Here is a 16,417-nt window from a genome sequence, read left to right on the forward strand (position 1 = left end):
TCCCTTAAACTGAAGTTAGTGTTTAAACACTAACTTCAGTTTATTTTTCCGGCCCAATCCACATCCATGTTCTCTCCCGGCTTGTGGTGGATGTGCATCGTTGCCTTTGTCCTCCCCCGCCCACTCCCGGTATTACTTACAAAACTGGGTGTACATGTACGGTAGGATTGTAAAACCTGCAAGGGTGGAAAATAAATAACATCTTAGTTCTTACCGCCATAGCCCTTATAAGTAGCGTAAACTGCATCTGCATATTGATTGGCCAGAATAGGACGGCCATAAGAGTCTGTAGCTCCCGGATACCAGTTATCTCCTCCGTTATAGTGTAATAAGCCATTATATATGTTGCCGAATCTAGTAATCTTTTCATTTAAAATCAGTCCGCCCAAGCATACCTGATCTTGTTCACTGCCGTGATTATAAGCACGGCCAAATTTTGAACTGAATTGAGATAAATAAGCATTACGTGTGTTTGGTTCTACCTGCATCAATCCGTCGCCGGCTGATGGACTGCCTGGTAAGCCTGCTCCAAAGCTGCTTTCCTTTTTGATCACAGCACTCAGCAATAAAGCAAAATCTTCGCCTTTACCGAATTTATCGCCCGCATTCATTGTGTATGTCCATATGTGGCTTGGAACTTCGGAAGGCTTTGTTACTGAAGGACCTGTTGGTGGCGTTGTTGGCGGTGTTGTAGGTGGCGTAGTTCCGCTGCCGCCTTTCTTCCATAAAGCAGGAACATTGGATGGTTCCCAGCCTACAAGGGAAGTATGTGCCTGAAGACAGGTATAAGTACTTCCACTATATGTTACTGTATCATTTACCGCATATGCAGTATTTGGACGTTCATACAATATTTATACCATAACGAACATTGTTCGTAAAGAACAATGTTCGTTATGTGTTAGAACACCTACATGTTCTAACTTTAGAACTCTCATCTTTTTCGCGCCTCCAAAAGGCGGAATTTAGGAGAAGAGGATATCTTGGTGTCGTGTGAAAGTATAACGCAACGCTCCACTACCCGCCGGATATATATCGCTAGCTCCAGAAGTTTGGGCTTACCGGACGCGCTGGGGTTATGGCGGCAGCCGCAGGACCGATCGATGAGGATCGGACGGATTGACGCGGCATCAATGCGTCAAAGTCAAGAGGCCGCTGAAGAGCTTTCGTAAGCTTTTTTCTGTTGCGGACGGAACCACGAGGCAGCAAGAGCGAGTAGAGAAGTCCCTATTAGTGCGATGATGACCCAGCGGTAACCGTGAATGACGAAAGCAAAATCAACGGCAGAAATCACATTGTTCTTTCCGGAATACAGCACGTTCTTCAGGTGGGCTGGCAGCGCTGCGCCGACGATGGTTAAAGAAAGAGCCGTACTCAGCACTTGACCCAAGTTATATAGCATGGACCGCAGTCCATTCGCCACCCCGCGGCTTTGCTCCGGAACGCTTGACATGACCTCCGTCGTATTGGGGGTAAGGAATAAACCGGTCCCGACCCCGATTAACAACATGCCGCAAGCGGTGACCCCGTAAGAGAAATTTCCACCGACCACGAATAGGAGTAGTAGTAGTCCTGCTATAGAAATAAGAATTCCAAGTGAGGCCAGAACTCGAATGGCCGCCTTCTTAGTCAACATGCCAGCAATCGGAGAAATGACCAACATCCCTATCGTAATTGGAAGGATCCTTAGACCGGCATTAAGCGCGTTTTGGTGGAAGGCAAATTGGTAATAGAGAGCGAAGAGCAGAGCAACCGCCGTACGGGCAAAAGAATTAAAGAATGTAGCGATGTTCCCCATACTGAACGTCCAGCTTTCAAAAAGGCTTAAATCTAGTAGAGGTGATGCTGAACGATGCTCATGCCATAAAAATATAGTAGTAAATATGGCGAATATCGCAAAACCTCCGATCACCTGCTTGTCTCCCCAGCCCAGTTCTCCCCCCTTGGATAAAGCAATGATTAGACCCGCTAAAGCGACAAAGATCATGATGCCTCCATATCCGTCCACTTTTTTATGGAGCTGCGCTAGGGGCTTCACCCTTAGAATCCAGAGCCCCCAGATGAGAGCAATGATCCCGAAGGGAACATTAGACCAGAACACCCACCTCCAGCCTCAGGCGGTCGTGACCACGCCGCCGACGACCGGGCCAAGCACCTGCGCGACGGAAGCGGACAATAAATTCAGACCGAGACCGGTGCCCAGCTGCGATTGGGGAAACGCATCGGTAATCAGCGGTGTTGTGTTCGTCACTACGAGCGCTCCTCCGGCAGCCTGTACGATCCGAAGAAGGATTAGTACCTCTACATTAAAAGCATAACCGAGTAGTAAACTGGATACGGTAAAGATGGCCATTCCTATTAAATACATTCGGCTTCTTCCGAAAATATCCGAAATTTGTCCGAAGATTAAAATCAGGATAGTGTTTACCAGCATATAGGAAAGTAAAATCCAGCTGGAAGCTGCCGCATTCGCATGAAATTGCTGGCTTAATTCCGGCAATGCGACATTAAGCGTTCCGATATTGACCAGAACCAGGAACGCTCCGAGACTGGTTACAGATAAGACATACCAGGGGTACATCCTATCGGACTTGGGACTTCTCTTTTGGGTCATAGAGACCAACCTCCTGAAATAAAAAAACGACCCCTGGAACCTGATAAATCCAAGGGCACATCTCCTTTGGGTTCAAACTTCAGCAAAGGCAGAAATGATTTCCTGTGTTGTCCGAACACGCCCGATGCGTGGAAAAATAAAATTTTTCACGTGATCGTGCTCGGCTTGAGAAAACCCGGTCATGGCATCGATCGCCAAAATCAGCTGATACCCATTCATAAACGCTTCCCGCGCGGTCGTATCCACGCCAAGCCCGGTAGCGATGCCGCATAAGACGATGGTGTCGATTCCCCGGCGACGCAACTGCAGGTCGAGCTCCGTTCCGTAAAAAGCTCCCCATTGCTTTTTAGTAATGATGTGGTCTGTTTCGGCGACCCGCATTTCCGGGACGATTTGATCCCATCCTTCAGGCAGATTCAGTGGTGGTGCAGGCGAATCCAACTTCGGTCTCGGGATATCCTTCAGATCTTTGCTAGATACCCGGACCAGGGCAACCATTGAGCCTTGCTCACGGAAAGCATCTGCCAAGGCGGCAGCGTTAGATACTACCTGCTCGGCGGAATAAGGGGCGTATTGATTACCAAGCCATTTTTGCAAATCAATGACAACTAACGCTGTTTTTTGCGGATCCAATAATTTTTCCATTCTATATGTTCTCCTCACCCTTTGGATTTGACCTGAAGTTTAAAATATTAAACATTTGGTCATTTGACTATGTCCGGCCTGCCTCTCTAGTAGCTCATCATTGTCTCCTAAGATACGCCGATAAGTAAGATGGAGCGCTCTTAGATTATGGGGTGTGAAATATGGCTTCCTAAGTTCAGGCCATAACTTCGATTGAATGCGAGTTAAAAAATTATACAGTCCGCTAGTTCGTATAGGGCCATCATTATGTTTTGAAGCCAGTAAACGAAGTTCCGTAAGGCCATCCCCACCCCACTCTCTTGGAAAAAATATAGGTTCTGATGGGGCAAAATGAATCAATTCGTTAAACCATCTTGCAGCATCGTTCTTCACTAGAGCGTGATGAACCCATTCATAGCCGTTTCGATCGGGTTGATTGCGAATGGTCTTGGTTTTGTGAAAACGAATCCAGGAATTATCCTGCGAATCTATAAATAAAGCATTCTGAAGCAAATTAACTATTTCATGAGGCCTTGCTGCAGTTGATAACATCAACAGGCAAGCCCGCCTATGACGAAAGTCCATCAGAATGTTCTCGTTAATTAAAGGAGTTTGATCGTTCATTAAGGTCTGCACAAGAATATAAGCTTTGGACATACTAAATACTCGTCCATGATCTTTTGACATAACACGTCTAGGTCTTGGCATAATCCGTTCTATGTTGTATGAAGCATTTGTAGTTCTTATAAGCCACCTAAGCCAATGTCGAAGCGCCACTCAGAAAAACGTCTTATCTTCTTGTCCCTTCATCTGGCCAAAAATCTCTGTGTATACTTCTGATATTGAATTCTCGCTTATGTCAGTAAGACCTTTTGATCGACATTTGATTGCAAAATACCGGATGTACTTGACTATCGCTTTCCAATAATTTATGCTGATAGTTTTTTTACCGTATCTGAAAAGTAAATTTCCTTCATCGTCGTAATAATCATCAGTTATTGAATCATTCACACGTTGCCTCAAGTAAGAAAATGCAAAGGTATAGAGACTCTCCTCAAACGGCGTTTGGGTTGGATATATTCCCGCGGCTATCCAGAGACTTCTTTCCGCTTCATCGCAAGGTATGACCGGTTTATTTTCAATCAAGGAATCTGTTTCTTTAGCTAACATCTTACCTAGGAGGGTTAAACTACTTCTATGATATTTAGCGATCTTACTTGCTTTTGCTAATACAGAGGAAGTAATAATATGATTACCCTCTAACCCTTCCTTAAGGGCGTAACCTGCGAACCATAAGCAAACTACAGTTCGAAGCAAAGGAATCCTTTTCTTTGCCTTTTGTAGTTGTTTTTCGCTATCCATCGGATACAATACCGGATAGTATTTATCGTAAAGCGCATCAAAGTACTCAAAATTCGGTAACTCGGGAAAAGGAAATTTATTGAATTCGGTCTTGGTTGGAAATACGATCTCTAAAGGCAAACTGATCCGTTGTAAAAAGGCAAGCAGTAATACGTAATCTCTTTGGGTGCCGGGTAACTTGAAAAATATTGTGGGTTGTACCAAATCCGTTAAGGAGCTTGATAAAATAGGTTCAACCCGTCCCCAAGTCTCTGCCGATCTGTATTGTTCATACTCCGATCTTGTCAGATGCTCTCTACTCTCGAATTGTCCCTTTCGCCTTACAGTAATGGGTCCAAATCTCAGGGATTGCCAAGCTAATATTTGCGACACGATTTCACCTCTTTCCAATCTAAGCTCAGACTAGTCGACTGATAACCTCTATTTGAATCTGTTCGTCACTATAGCCGAAATGCCGAATCATGTCCCCAAGCAACGCTATTTGCGTAGCTAATCCGGCCGCCTTGGCGTTTTTGGTTGTAAAATCCCGACTGCCTCGCATCATGTTCCACATGTCCTTGGTTAATCTGGCCAAAGTATGAAATGCCTGTGCTGCTTCACTTTTTCGTATGGCGAAATGATGACAGGAAAAACACTTTGCCTCAAAAAGGCAAGCCCCCTGTATTAAACATCTTCCTACACCTGTAGGAGCTGGAAGCCCGAATTTTGCAAAGAATTCATCTAAAGATAGCTCTTCAGATCCCAAAGCTTTTATCAATTCGTCAGGCTCAGTTTGTTCGCTGGCAAGTGCTTCGAAGATTCGCCAAATAAACCGTCCCGCAATCTCACCATCCTGATATTTCTTAATAGTAGCAAATAACAATGCTTGACGGGAGAGATTACTTCGTAAGTATCGATTCAGCATGGTTTGATTTTCATGACCTGCAGCAAGTCGTGCTAACTCACTGTTCCCGGTTTCGATTGCAATGTGAGTTATGAGATAGTGTCTGTAACCATGAGCCTTCCCTTTTTTATCTCCATGTCCAATAAATTCTGCTATCTTATCAAAAAACCTATATATTTGTCTTTCATTCAAAATCCAGGGATATTTCTCCAATAGAAAAAGATGCACATACGATGCATCCGCTCTTTCGTTCCGTATCGGTCGGAAGGCTTTATCGCTCGATCTTTTCTGTAAAAATTCGACCGCTCTAAGACCTGCAGAATCAATTATAGGAAATTGGCCGTTACGATGTTTAGCTTTCTCAATACCTGAATATGGGCTGTATAATCCTACCGCTGATGGAGCATTAGGCAATGGCAGCATACATTCTTCAGCCTGAAGATTGAGCAGATACGTTTTACGCACCGGTGATGAGGCAATAATTAACCAAAAAGCGCAACATAAAACTTCAACATCATCTTCGGGATGATAATTTTCAATTGCTTCCTTCATGAGCATCGGGAAGTTTGGGTCATCAAAAGCGAGGCCATCACCGGAATATGTTTCTTCTTGGGCCTCACGATGAATTCCAGAATATAAATCACTGGGCCAGTCAACGTATGTTGGAAAAAATGTATGAGAACCTTTCCCCCAATCAAAGAATAACTTTATGTGTAGAAGATTGTTCCCGGTATACTTAGCTGAAAACTCCTCTCCATCGTTATTCTTTGAAATGTAATCAAACAAATCGAGAAAATCTTCATACTCGAGAGATGAAGCATCCGACTCCCCGTGCTGGTCAAGCCATTTGAAAAATTTATGCAAAGCACTGCCCGCTTTACGAATATAATAGTCTAGCGAATTACTTCGTTTTAAATGCTCGCGAAACTCACGTGCGATATCCCCCCCACTTTGGATGCTCACAGCAATCGTCAAACAGTATTCTTTGCCTACGTCTTCCTGGTTCATCCGAATATCCAAGCTCAAAAAGAATGTCCTTTAAACACTTGGCGTTATAACGTTTGTCGTTCGGACGCATTACATCCGCTAACGCTATATCTTCTTCCGTGAAATCGCCCAGCGGTTTCATAACACCTAGAAGGTGTATAGATAGTTTGTTGAACAAACCTATACGGTTTGAGTCTTTTTTGCGGATGTGTTCTGCTTCTGAATTTTTGAGGAGGCCCATTTTGACGGGGAAATCCGACAGATTAACACGACCTCTGGTTGACAGGTAACAAACCAAGTCGTTTCGACGATATTGTGCTACTACATCATTTCCCTTGCAAAAACCTGTATGCCAAGCCCAGAAAATGACATACCATAGGTCTCGACTGTCGCGATGCCGAAAGGTTGGTCTCTCTTCAGGCGGTACAGCTAACCAGTTATCCGGGGCCGGAAATGTAGTAAATAATTGAAGGACGGGATTTTTTATAGAAGAAAATACTTGATTCACATGATTCAAACGCAGCGTGTTTTTTAAAAATTTGCGAAATTCCGATAATGGAGTCCATTCTAGTGTCATTCCGAGTCCTCCTCATGCGCGTGGATTCCCTCTGAGATCTCCGCCTGTCGCATAAATACCCTCCCTAAATGATCTACTTTACCTTTTTCTGTGTCATTATTTGACTCAGGTATCCAATGAATATATGTATCGCGCGTAATCACGACAGAAGAATGCCCCAACCACTTGCTGATCTCTTCGATTGGTCTGCGATATCTTAGGAGAAGTGATGTCGCGAATAAGTGTCGGAAGGTGTGTGGATAGTAGGAACGTAGGTCTACGCTTCCCCCAGTTCGTTGAAATAAGTCATCAGCCAAATTATTATACTTACTGTAAACGCCTTTCTTACTTAATGGCTTCCCTTTTGAATTGTTTGACTCTGATACAAATAGATAGCCATGATCTTCACTTGTGTAATAAGACAAAAGTTCCCGCCGCTGAAGAAGTGCCCAATACAGAAGATCAGTGAACTCCTCTTGTGTTGGAAATCGGATATTTTTCCTGCTAAATGGATCAATTGTTTTGTGAGTTATCAACGCCACGTCCCTGCAGGAAGCCTTCGTTTTCCATCCCGTATCAATGACCCAATTCCCCCGCAACCCGCGTTCTTTTACAAACTGCAAGTTCCCGGAAAGAGACTCGGTTAATTCCTCTCTTGCTGTATGATACACGTTTAAGTTGGAAGGAATTGTTGACGGCTCAATTCGAATCTCAGCTGCTTCACCAGGGCGTAATCCAAAGTAACGCAATATCGCAAAGAGAAGAAGATCCAAAGCATTTTCATACGGATCGATCAATTCAAAGAACATGTCTGCTTCGGTCTCACTAAAGACCTTGTCGTGGTTAATGGGAGAGGCTTGCCTGCTCTTCCCTCCTCCAGGTCCTGCAGTACCGGAATCTCGAGCAATATTTTCCACATCAAACACTATCCGCACCCTACTACCCGCAGTACCCGCTATTAATGAATGATTATCTCTTATTTCTTTTCTCGGAACCTGCTCTAATGGCAGGTATTTAAATCTTGTTGTTCTATCACGCAAGAACTTCAGATATGCACATGCAGTATAGATGATCGGAGCAAGTGCACCAGACGGTACTCACACCAGTTGGTTTTCTTTAAATCGTTATGACTGCTTCGAATTACGGTTGATAGCTTCCCTTCTGCCATTGCATGTTTGTTAAGGGGGATATTCTTTAACATAGACCAATGAATCCCGTGAGTCGCCACCTTTAAATCTTCAAATGGCTTGTAACCTTTTGGAATACATCGAAGGTAATCCGCAAATCCCAGTAATATTACTTCAATAGGATACGGTCCACCTGCTTTTACTTCGATATTATGGATATGTTCAAAATCTTCCTCTAGCCTCCAGAACATCATGTAATCCAAGAACTTTTTCAGATTCTGGGCATGCCATGTAACCGTATTCATTTTTAGCTTTTCCGTTAATAATAGATTCATTAAAAATGTTGTAGCTTCATGATGAGTACTATGATTTGGTTTAACAATAGCGATCACTTGGGTACCTTCTACTTGATGTATGTAATGTAAACCATCAATGTTAAGGGATTTGTAGTATCGGGCATACCCAACCAATCGCATTGTTTCCCCCATTAGCTGTGCTATGCTCAGAAGCTCTTTATACACACACTCCCCCCCTCTCCCAAGCATTTTTATTCATTCCTCTGTATAAGTTGAGTATAGAGGGACCACCCCCACCTCAATTATGTTTCCATAATTTTCTTTAATTCTACACAATACGTTGCATTCTGACAACAATAATTCACCCCCTATCCATAGATAAGATAAGGGGTTTCGAGATTTACATTATTTACTTCCCATTTCTCCTTCCTCTTCTCCAAGATCATACCCTAATAAATAAAAATGATTTAAGAAAGAATAAAGTTCTTTGCCAGACACCTCTTGATTATTATTGGCTAGCTTCAAATGATACTTTATCACGTTCAACTTTTCTTCACTTTTAGAAGGGCTGAAATTGGCTTGAGTTACCTGCCTCTCAAATTCCTCCACATCTTTCGTATGCCGTGCCTGGTTCAATAGCCACTGTACATTATGAAAATCTGTTGCATTCAGTGGACCCGTGATTAGTGCAATAATGTCTTTTTCTTTATTAAAAATTTTAGGATTATTAAAATCACTCCACGCTGCTCGAATGACTTCCGAGAATATTTCATCTCCTTGAGTGATTTTAATCCTATGCTTGATCTGACCAAGTAACTTTCGCTTTCTCTTTGAAGCAGGCTCTTCTATTAATACAATAAAGTCATCAGTATTAAACCCATCAACTCTTCCTTGTAGTTTTATTTCAGTAATAGGCCAAGGAGGCAAACAAGGTGCAACTCCTCCTGTAAGCATTAAGATGACAAAAGAAGCTTGAACGTGGGCCTCAAAATGTCCTCCCCCGCCTCCCGTAGAAATCGGATTACTGAGTTGTTTATCCTTCATATTAATTTGTCCTCACAGAATACTTTGTTTTATAACTTATCAATCTTAACGTAAGTATAAGTCGCAAAACAGTTTTCATCAAATTGCGCTTGTTAATTTTAATATTCAATATTTTCCACAAATCCCCTGCCATCTCCAAGAATTTCAATACACCTCGAAACCGTTTTATCACAAACTCACGAAGTTTAGGGTTATTATCAGCCATTCCGAATTGGAAACTGCTTTGACAACGCTTGTATTGAGTCGTTCTTTTCGCATCTCAAAACCGAAAAGATCTATTTAACTAAACCTCAAACATTATTGGAGCTATAGCAGGATATCCAAAATTACGATTAGATTTACAACCATTGGCGCTTTCAGAAATGGGAAACGGTCGCAGCATAGGGTTGTTTTTTAGGGGTTGTCTACTTCACAAGGTTATGACCAAAATAGCGAATTTTAATGGGACAATGTTCTTGTCCTCGGCATCATCCACGTATTGTCCCATCAAATAATCTTTTTACCTAGCCAGCTAAGCGTTGTTTTCTGGAAATAAAAAAACTGATGATTGGAACCAGCACCTAAACCTTAAGCCTTGATATAAATACTGTAAACTCCTATTACCTGTCGGTTATATTTTACATCCACAAATAATTAACTGTCATCTAATGCGATATATTTTTTTGGAAATTTAAAATGACAACCTTCAGATGAGCGACTGAGCCTCTCCTTCTCGGTTCGGCACCAGGAGAACCGCAACTGCGTCGCGGGCAGCCGGCGCGCAAAGCCTCGTGTTACTGCTTCCGCAGCACCTCCAGCCTATCCTGCGGCCACCATCCAAGACTACGAAGAAAAAGAGAAAAGAGTTATAAGAACCAGAATCTTTCGAAATCCTTTGAATCTTATTAGATGAGTATCAAATCGGCAATGGGATCAAGTTCTTCTCCTCGAGTCGGGACAAGAACTTGTACCGTTAAAGCAAAAAAGGCACTATATTATCGACTTTCAATGGAACTATGTTCTTGTCTCCCGATTTATAGGTTTGCGACAGAAGACAACAGGCACGTTTCTTATTGTAAAATGTATAAAATCTTCAATTCGTCTATGCGCTTCTCAATACTTCCGATGATGATCCTAGATTATAGATCTTCCACTTTCAACTGTGAACGATCAAGCCCGTTATTTAAGGGTTGCTCCTATCGTGAAATGGTTCAATAACCCGAATTGCTTTGTTGGGAATGGGATAATATTCTTATCAAAATCGATAATGAGATAAAGTTCTTGTCATTTGGTTTTGACAAGAACTTTATCCCAAAATAAAAGAGCCGCGATTTTCGCAGCAATTAATGAAATGTTGTGTTACCGCTTTTGCATTCACATATTTCATAGTTTGATCAACAATATCCGCATTGGGTTTGGCCTCGTATTGTCGATATTGTATAAACATGGAATCAAAATGCTGGAACAATTATCACTAAAAAGATTCCGGATGATTTAAAAGAACTATTTAGACATTCAAGTGTTTCTTATATACCAAGTAAGCTAACCTGTTATGCTTAATTTGTGTAAGCATTTTAGCTTTTCTCTTCGAAACAGGTTCCTCAACAAAAACAATTAAGCCATCGGTATTAAACCCATCGATTTTCCCTTGAAGCTTTAATTCGACCACAGGCCATCGCGATAAACAAGGCGCAAATCCACCTGTAAGCATCAATGTAACAAAAGAAGCTTGGATATGAGCTTCAAAGTGTACACCGCCGCTCCCGGATGCAAATGGATTGCTCAGTTGCTTATCTTTCATACATATCAATTCTTTTATATGAGTAATATATTTTCAATTAAAAATTTTTACATATAGAAACTGGTAGTTTACAACAAAGAAGTCGCCAATCTGGCGACGCCTCTGCAGAATCTATAAGCTATTTAAATCAGTAGGCTCTAAGTTTTTTTGATGGTAAGAAATTGTGAACATAGCGAATATCTCCATCATTACTCAAAACGCTCATTCTGATTCTGTTCTCGTGATTGTTCCCATTCATGGACTCTGATAATTTCTTTCTTCAAAATCGGTTCTTTATTTTTGGCCCACTGTGAGACAACTGGATTTTCGTGAATCATAAGGCTTTCTAACAGTGGAAGGCGTTTTACCATTTTATCTGCTAGTGATCCTTCCCATTGATTTGGATGAAAGACATGCATAAATTCTTCTAAAATAACTGAAGGATCAGAATAATGATTGATCAGGAATATTGCTACGGGTGTCCATTGCAATTGATCGGCTACATGCATGTACGGTTCAATAGCCGATGCTATTAAAGGATAATGTGCTTTTCCTTTGATGTTACACCATTCAATAAATGTTTCATGGGGGATGCTTCTCAATGGACTCACCATCAATTGTCCACTGAATATCTGTTCGATGTAGTAATCTAATTCGTTATGATCTCCTATAAATACATCCAAAAATACAAACGGATGGGCCTCAACTAGAGATTTATAAATATAATCAAAGTTGGTGTAAAAAACACGATTATCTGCAATGGCAGTATAGAGTTTTACAGCTAGATGTTTTGCTTTATCAGCAGCATCTTTGTTTTGAAAGCATGATTTAACTATTTCTGATATTTGATATGAATAGCTATTAGTTTCTTGAGAAAAATCGTAACCTAAAACTAATTCTTGGCCCAAAGTGAGTATTCTTGGACTCAATTCATTATTGTTTTGGTGAAATTTCATATTAAAGATATCTATAGCAACGGCCAATCCATTCTGTTTAGAGCTAATTAGTCGAATTAACTCGCAGAATAAGTCTTCGTTATTTAGTTCAGATGTGTGTGTGTAAGCTAGATTCCCGTATAAGTAAATTGGTGCTTTCCCTAGCTGGAGGGATCTTTTTATACGTTCAATTCCATCTATGTCAATTATCACAATCTGAAGAATTGGGAAAACTTCCGAAAGTATCTCGTGATCTATTGCTTCATCTAGTAGTTCTTTAGTGCTGCTGTTATCAGTTGAAGTAAGATAATCCAGAAAGCCTTGTAGCAGTTGATAATTACGTTTATTGTGTTCGATCGTACTTAGTTTTTCAACCATTGTAGCCCATAGTTTTTTGGGATCATTAGTCCCTTTGGCCAGGCCTTGTCCTAATTGAAATACATTTCTTCCATTAGTACTCATGAGATGTATCAACAAGGCATTCAAGGTATCTTCTTGAGAACTAATTTTATAGCCAAAATCTTGCGATAAATCTCTAATCTTAGTCAATGCCTCTTCAGTATCTTTTGCTTCTACTATGTTAAGAAGACTTCCGTGATCGGGCAATGTTAGCAGCATTACTTCATCATATAAATTTTGGGGTCCCAGTAATGTAGCTAATGATTCAAGTCGAAATACAGCTTCTTTTGACATTTTGTCAGAATCAAACCCTATAGTGTTTTTAACAGCATACCAAGCCCCATACCATGGATTTTTAGCCGAAATTTCTCTCACAGCGGATTCTAACGCATTGTAAACTTTTGCTCTAGTCCATATCCCCCTGAATTTTCTACAGAGGATTGCCTTTATCTCAGTAGATATTATTTTTTCTGATAAAACTATTGACACAGCATATTGAATGAATGTTTCATACCAAGATCTGATTTCATCATTAGATGTTGGATGGTACCCATAGTCTCGGACGTGAGCTCCAAAATCAAAGCTATTAATAGATGTAAAATGCCAAGCTTCTAGTGCTGCATCTAAAAGGGAAAGTCCTAATGCATTTTTTTGCTCTGAATCTGACTCAATTAGATTAGAAATGATTTTTAATCTTTGATCTACAGTAGCGTGTGTTCCAGAAAGATAAATGTAAAATAATGATTTTAATGTACTGCGTATCGAGTTTTTGTTCTCGTTAACATCTTCTGTTAAAGCAAAATGACATAATAATTGAACAGATCTATCAAAAAACTCAACATCATATGCTAAAGACTTTAACAAACTTGTAAAGTAACTAAAATTTTCATTATGACGGGAAAAGAAAGTTGAGTCTCGATCTTGATCTAAAATTTCCTCCATATGTGCTAGGACTAATTCGGGGTGAAGTGGTGCAACATTACCAAGCATAGTCACAGCAGCATTATCGAGTTTGCGAAAATCCTCCAACGGTCCCCCATCTGAGAGCCATTCTTGAGCAACTTTTCGAGCAGTTTGATTGTGATGAAGATAACCAAGCCTTCTGGAAAATGATATTAATAACCTCTTATTAGCACGCTTTTCAAAAACATCTCTTAGTAACGGGAGTGGAAAATTCTCTAATGAGCTCTGTGCTAACCTATTTGCTATAGCATGTGGTAATACAGCTCTCCACGTGCTCCGCTGCTGTACGAGATCTCTCCTCTTTAATTCGGCAACATTTTGATACAGTTCCAAGACACTCATTCCTGCTAATTCAGCAAGAATGGTCATTTCAATATTTCTTGTTGCTTCCGTCTCAATATTAAATGAATAGACGAGTGAACAGATTTCGGCAGCTTTAAGTAACTTTGAGTCTGAATCATGTCGTTGATGAAATAATCTATTAAATAATTCAGAATCCCTTAGGTGGGATATGTTTTCTCCCATCTTTATTGTTCTTGCTATGGCAACAGCAACACGTGCGTTCCCACCAGACATTTCTGCTATTTTTCTTGAGGTTACACTGTTTATATGCGTGAATTTCTTACAAATTACTTTTTCTAATAGCTCTATTGAAGAAGGTTCTAACCGGAAAACAGTTGTTTGTTCGGGCTGATCCTCTCTAACATCGTATTCAACTGTAATTAAACTAATGAGACTATTGTTTGAGTTTAATTTAGTTAGTTGATTATGTAGATCAGGAGGACAATTATCGACTATCAAGATTCCCCGTTTTCCAAGCGATTTAAGTCTTGCAGTAAAGGATTTAGGGTCAGGAAGTGGGGCATCTCCAAGATCTGTATAAAAAGCTAGTGATTTGTTTAGAGCTTTCTCACCAACTTGATCATCAAATAAAGCTTGAACTAGGCGTGTTTTCCCCACACCTGACAATCCAATTAGCCGAACAGAACTACCAGGACGCTTTAAAATTGTTCTTAGTTCCTGAATACCTTGTAACAAATCCATTCCTTTTGCAGCAATACTTGATGAGTTAGACAAACGAGAGGTTCCATCCAATAGATATCCTCCATCATCACTCTCAGAATGGTCTGCCCAGTTATCAAATGATCGCCATCCTTGTAGAGGTTGTCCAATTTTGTCTCTAACCCATAAAATCATAGAAGGATGGCTTCTTACCCAACTGGCAATACGCTCACGATCATAAAAGTCAACTTTTAATTGTGAAGCGTTGGCATAATCTGAAATAGCATCTTGCATGGCTAATTTTCTGCTACTTAATGCAGAATCCGAAGTAGATCCCTGACTACTTATAATAATGTAAGCTCCCTTATTATCGGCTAAATCTCTTATTACTTCTCTTAGTATTCCTTTTGGCCGCATTTCATCCAAAATGTTGCTCCGAGGCATATCAGGTTTCTTCACTTGAAATGCCGTGTTTGATCTCGGGATGAAACCATCATTATCCATTATTGATTTCACTTCAACACGCACATCTATTCCGCCATCTTTAGCATTTTGATTACCTCCCCAAGTCACTCCTGCTGTCGTGATTTGTGCAGATGTCAGTTCTGCTTCACAAAGAAGGCCTACCAAGGATCTTAGGTCGGTATCATTAAGTTGAGCGATTTCATCACCTGTTATTTCAAGCATACTTATCCCCCGTTTTGTATACACATGTATAGACTTCTTGTGCTTATGACTTGTACTCAATCTATATATTACCATTGAAAATTCAACACTTCGAGAACTATGTTCCACGAAGAGAACATTCTTTTGGTAGTGACGGATTTTAATACTTACTTTGTTTTTCAACAGAAATAACTATCAACCTTTACCCGGTTTTATTGGGAACGGTCAACAATTTAGTTTACGTGGTATTGAGAGCAACCAAACACTATTAGCTCCAGTAATTCTTGCTGATTATATAATGATAATTAAAGCTCTTATGCTAAAATTAGGTATGTTTAATACTATCGAAAAAGAGGACCACATATGAAAATATACGAACGAGACTATACTTACCTTACCGATGAAGAATTGAAGCTGTGGGATGAGAAAAAGGAAGCGGAGAAGGTTGGGAAGTTGGGGGGGAAGTGGATACGCAAAAGTTTGTTCAGAGAGTACCCGAAAGCTGCACGCCATTTCATGAGCCTTTTTCCAAATAACTACCTAGACATTGAAGAATTGAAAAACGAGTCGGAGCTTAACTACTTATGCGAAAAATATGCTGAAATGTTAGATAGTCATGGAACGCCTGAGCGAACAGTTTTAAATTGGATTCGAGAGAATAAATCCTATTTCATAATCGCCTCCATTTTACAAAATTATAACTTTGGTCATCACGATGCCTTCATCTTTCCAGAGCTTAAGTTAGGTACAACTATCCAAGTTGATTTCTTGATAATCGGCAAAAATTCAGGCGGTTATGAATTCGTCTTTGTTGAGTTAGAAGCACGGTACGGGAAAATCACTTTGAGTGACGGTGATTTAGGCGATGCTTTCAGAAAGGGTATTCGTCAAGTAAAAGACTGGTCTGATTGGCTCGAATCGTACTATACATCTTTTCAAGAAGCTATTCTAAAGTACAAGAACGCGGCACAACAATTACCTTTAGAATTTATGGTACCCGACAGGACGAGAATGCATTTCGTCGTTGTTGCAGGCCGTCGGGCAGACTTTAACGAAAAAACTTACCGAACTAAGCGTCGTACCAAAACGGAACAAAAGATTGAACTTCTGCATTATGATAATCTTTATGATACTGCTAAGGCAGTTGTTGGGTAAGCAACTTATTAATAACTGCCGATACGTCCACTTTTCTTACACATA

The 16,417-nt window shown here is 40.7% G+C and carries 13 protein-coding genes and 2 pseudogenes; 2 read left to right on the top strand and 13 right to left on the bottom strand.

What is annotated here, in order from left to right; all coding sequences use genetic code 11:
• Window positions 1-203 precede the first annotated feature (203 nt).
• Complete coding sequence (locus NLX78_RS02835) at window positions 204-611, bottom strand: transglycosylase SLT domain-containing protein (RefSeq protein ID WP_254349763.1); 408 nt, start codon at window positions 609-611, stop codon at window positions 204-206.
• A gap of 13 nt (window positions 612-624) precedes the next feature.
• Between NLX78_RS02835 and NLX78_RS02840 the strand changes: the two genes are divergently transcribed.
• Entirely contained in the window at window positions 625-777 is a 153-nt protein-coding gene (locus NLX78_RS02840) for a hypothetical protein (RefSeq protein WP_231517198.1), read from the top strand.
• On the opposite strand, the pseudogene NLX78_RS26840 reads toward NLX78_RS02840, so the two are convergent.
• The 12 genes and pseudogenes from NLX78_RS26840 to NLX78_RS02900 form a co-directional block, all read right to left on the bottom strand.
• Window positions 777-851 (bottom strand): annotated as a pseudogene (locus NLX78_RS26840) (carbohydrate-binding protein); the annotation flags it as partial. The gene NLX78_RS02840 and the pseudogene NLX78_RS26840 overlap by 1 nt on opposite strands.
• A 293-nt stretch (window positions 852-1,144) precedes the next feature.
• Window positions 1,145-2,614, bottom strand: a pseudogene (locus tag NLX78_RS02850) (MFS transporter).
• A 72-nt stretch (window positions 2,615-2,686) separates the two neighbouring features.
• On the bottom strand, window positions 2,687-3,259 hold the full coding sequence (locus NLX78_RS02855) for a hydrolase (protein WP_025723565.1): 573 nt from the start codon (window positions 3,257-3,259) through the stop codon (window positions 2,687-2,689).
• Between the two features lie 39 nt (window positions 3,260-3,298).
• Window positions 3,299-3,895: a site-specific integrase gene (locus tag NLX78_RS02860; protein WP_254349551.1), complete on the bottom strand. Its 597-nt coding sequence runs from the start codon at window positions 3,893-3,895 to the stop codon at window positions 3,299-3,301.
• 120 nt (window positions 3,896-4,015) lie between these two features.
• A complete protein-coding gene (locus NLX78_RS02865; RefSeq protein WP_254349552.1) occupies window positions 4,016-4,972 on the bottom strand; it encodes a hypothetical protein in 957 nt (318 codons plus the stop codon).
• A 25-nt stretch (window positions 4,973-4,997) separates the two neighbouring features.
• Entirely contained in the window at window positions 4,998-6,491 is a 1,494-nt protein-coding gene (locus NLX78_RS02870) for a site-specific integrase (protein ID WP_254349553.1), read from the bottom strand.
• Window positions 6,412-7,047, bottom strand: coding sequence for a hypothetical protein (locus NLX78_RS02875; RefSeq protein ID WP_069012404.1), 636 nt, complete (start codon window positions 7,045-7,047; stop codon window positions 6,412-6,414). Before NLX78_RS02875 ends, NLX78_RS02870 begins: the two co-directional genes overlap by 80 nt.
• Window positions 7,044-8,066, bottom strand: a complete 1,023-nt coding sequence (locus NLX78_RS02880; RefSeq protein ID WP_254349554.1) for a tyrosine-type recombinase/integrase — start codon at window positions 8,064-8,066, stop codon at window positions 7,044-7,046. Before NLX78_RS02880 ends, NLX78_RS02875 begins: the two co-directional genes overlap by 4 nt.
• Before the next feature lie 5 nt (window positions 8,067-8,071).
• On the bottom strand, window positions 8,072-8,674 hold the full coding sequence (locus NLX78_RS02885) for a hypothetical protein (protein ID WP_254330428.1): 603 nt from the start codon (window positions 8,672-8,674) through the stop codon (window positions 8,072-8,074).
• A gap of 180 nt (window positions 8,675-8,854) precedes the next feature.
• Entirely contained in the window at window positions 8,855-9,493 is a 639-nt protein-coding gene (locus tag NLX78_RS02890) for a hypothetical protein (RefSeq protein WP_025723561.1), read from the bottom strand.
• Between the two features lie 1,486 nt (window positions 9,494-10,979).
• The gene (locus tag NLX78_RS02895; RefSeq protein ID WP_025723560.1) at window positions 10,980-11,273 is read right to left on the bottom strand and encodes a hypothetical protein; all 294 of its coding nucleotides are present in this window, start codon (window positions 11,271-11,273) and stop codon (window positions 10,980-10,982) included.
• A 188-nt stretch (window positions 11,274-11,461) separates the two neighbouring features.
• Window positions 11,462-15,238 (bottom strand): hypothetical protein, encoded by a 3,777-nt coding sequence (locus tag NLX78_RS02900; protein WP_254349555.1) that lies wholly within the window; start codon window positions 15,236-15,238, stop codon window positions 11,462-11,464.
• Window positions 15,239-15,580: 342 nt separating this feature from the next.
• On the opposite strand from NLX78_RS02900, the gene NLX78_RS02905 reads away from it, so the two are divergent.
• On the top strand, window positions 15,581-16,372 hold the full coding sequence (locus NLX78_RS02905; RefSeq protein ID WP_254349556.1) for a Shedu anti-phage system protein SduA domain-containing protein: 792 nt from the start codon (window positions 15,581-15,583) through the stop codon (window positions 16,370-16,372).
• Window positions 16,373-16,417: the final 45 nt, after the last annotated feature.

The sequence above is a fragment of the Paenibacillus sp. Lou8.1 genome (genome assembly GCF_024213565.1).
GTDB classification, from domain to species: domain Bacteria; phylum Bacillota; class Bacilli; order Paenibacillales; family Paenibacillaceae; genus Paenibacillus; species Paenibacillus polymyxa_B.

Excerpts from the sequence above, each read along its gene's own strand:
- NLX78_RS02895 (WP_025723560.1), bottom strand. The coding sequence starts at position 11,273 with ATGAAAGATAAGCAACTGAGCAATCCATTTGCATCCGGGAGCGGCGGT.
- NLX78_RS02855 (WP_025723565.1), bottom strand. The coding sequence starts at position 3,259 with ATGGAAAAATTATTGGATCCGCAAAAAACAGCGTTAGTTGTCATTGAT.
- NLX78_RS02875 (WP_069012404.1), bottom strand. The coding sequence starts at position 7,047 with ATGACACTAGAATGGACTCCATTATCGGAATTTCGCAAATTTTTAAAA.
- NLX78_RS02905 (WP_254349556.1), top strand. The coding sequence starts at position 15,581 with ATGAAAATATACGAACGAGACTATACTTACCTTACCGATGAAGAATTG.
- NLX78_RS02860 (WP_254349551.1), bottom strand. The coding sequence starts at position 3,895 with ATGTCCAAAGCTTATATTCTTGTGCAGACCTTAATGAACGATCAAACT.
- NLX78_RS02840 (WP_231517198.1), top strand. The coding sequence starts at position 625 with ATGTGGCTTGGAACTTCGGAAGGCTTTGTTACTGAAGGACCTGTTGGT.
- NLX78_RS02835 (WP_254349763.1), bottom strand. The coding sequence starts at position 611 with ATGAATGCGGGCGATAAATTCGGTAAAGGCGAAGATTTTGCTTTATTG.
- NLX78_RS02870 (WP_254349553.1), bottom strand. The coding sequence starts at position 6,491 with ATGAACCAGGAAGACGTAGGCAAAGAATACTGTTTGACGATTGCTGTG.
- NLX78_RS02900 (WP_254349555.1), bottom strand. The coding sequence starts at position 15,238 with ATGCTTGAAATAACAGGTGATGAAATCGCTCAACTTAATGATACCGAC.
- NLX78_RS02890 (WP_025723561.1), bottom strand. The coding sequence starts at position 9,493 with ATGAAGGATAAACAACTCAGTAATCCGATTTCTACGGGAGGCGGGGGA.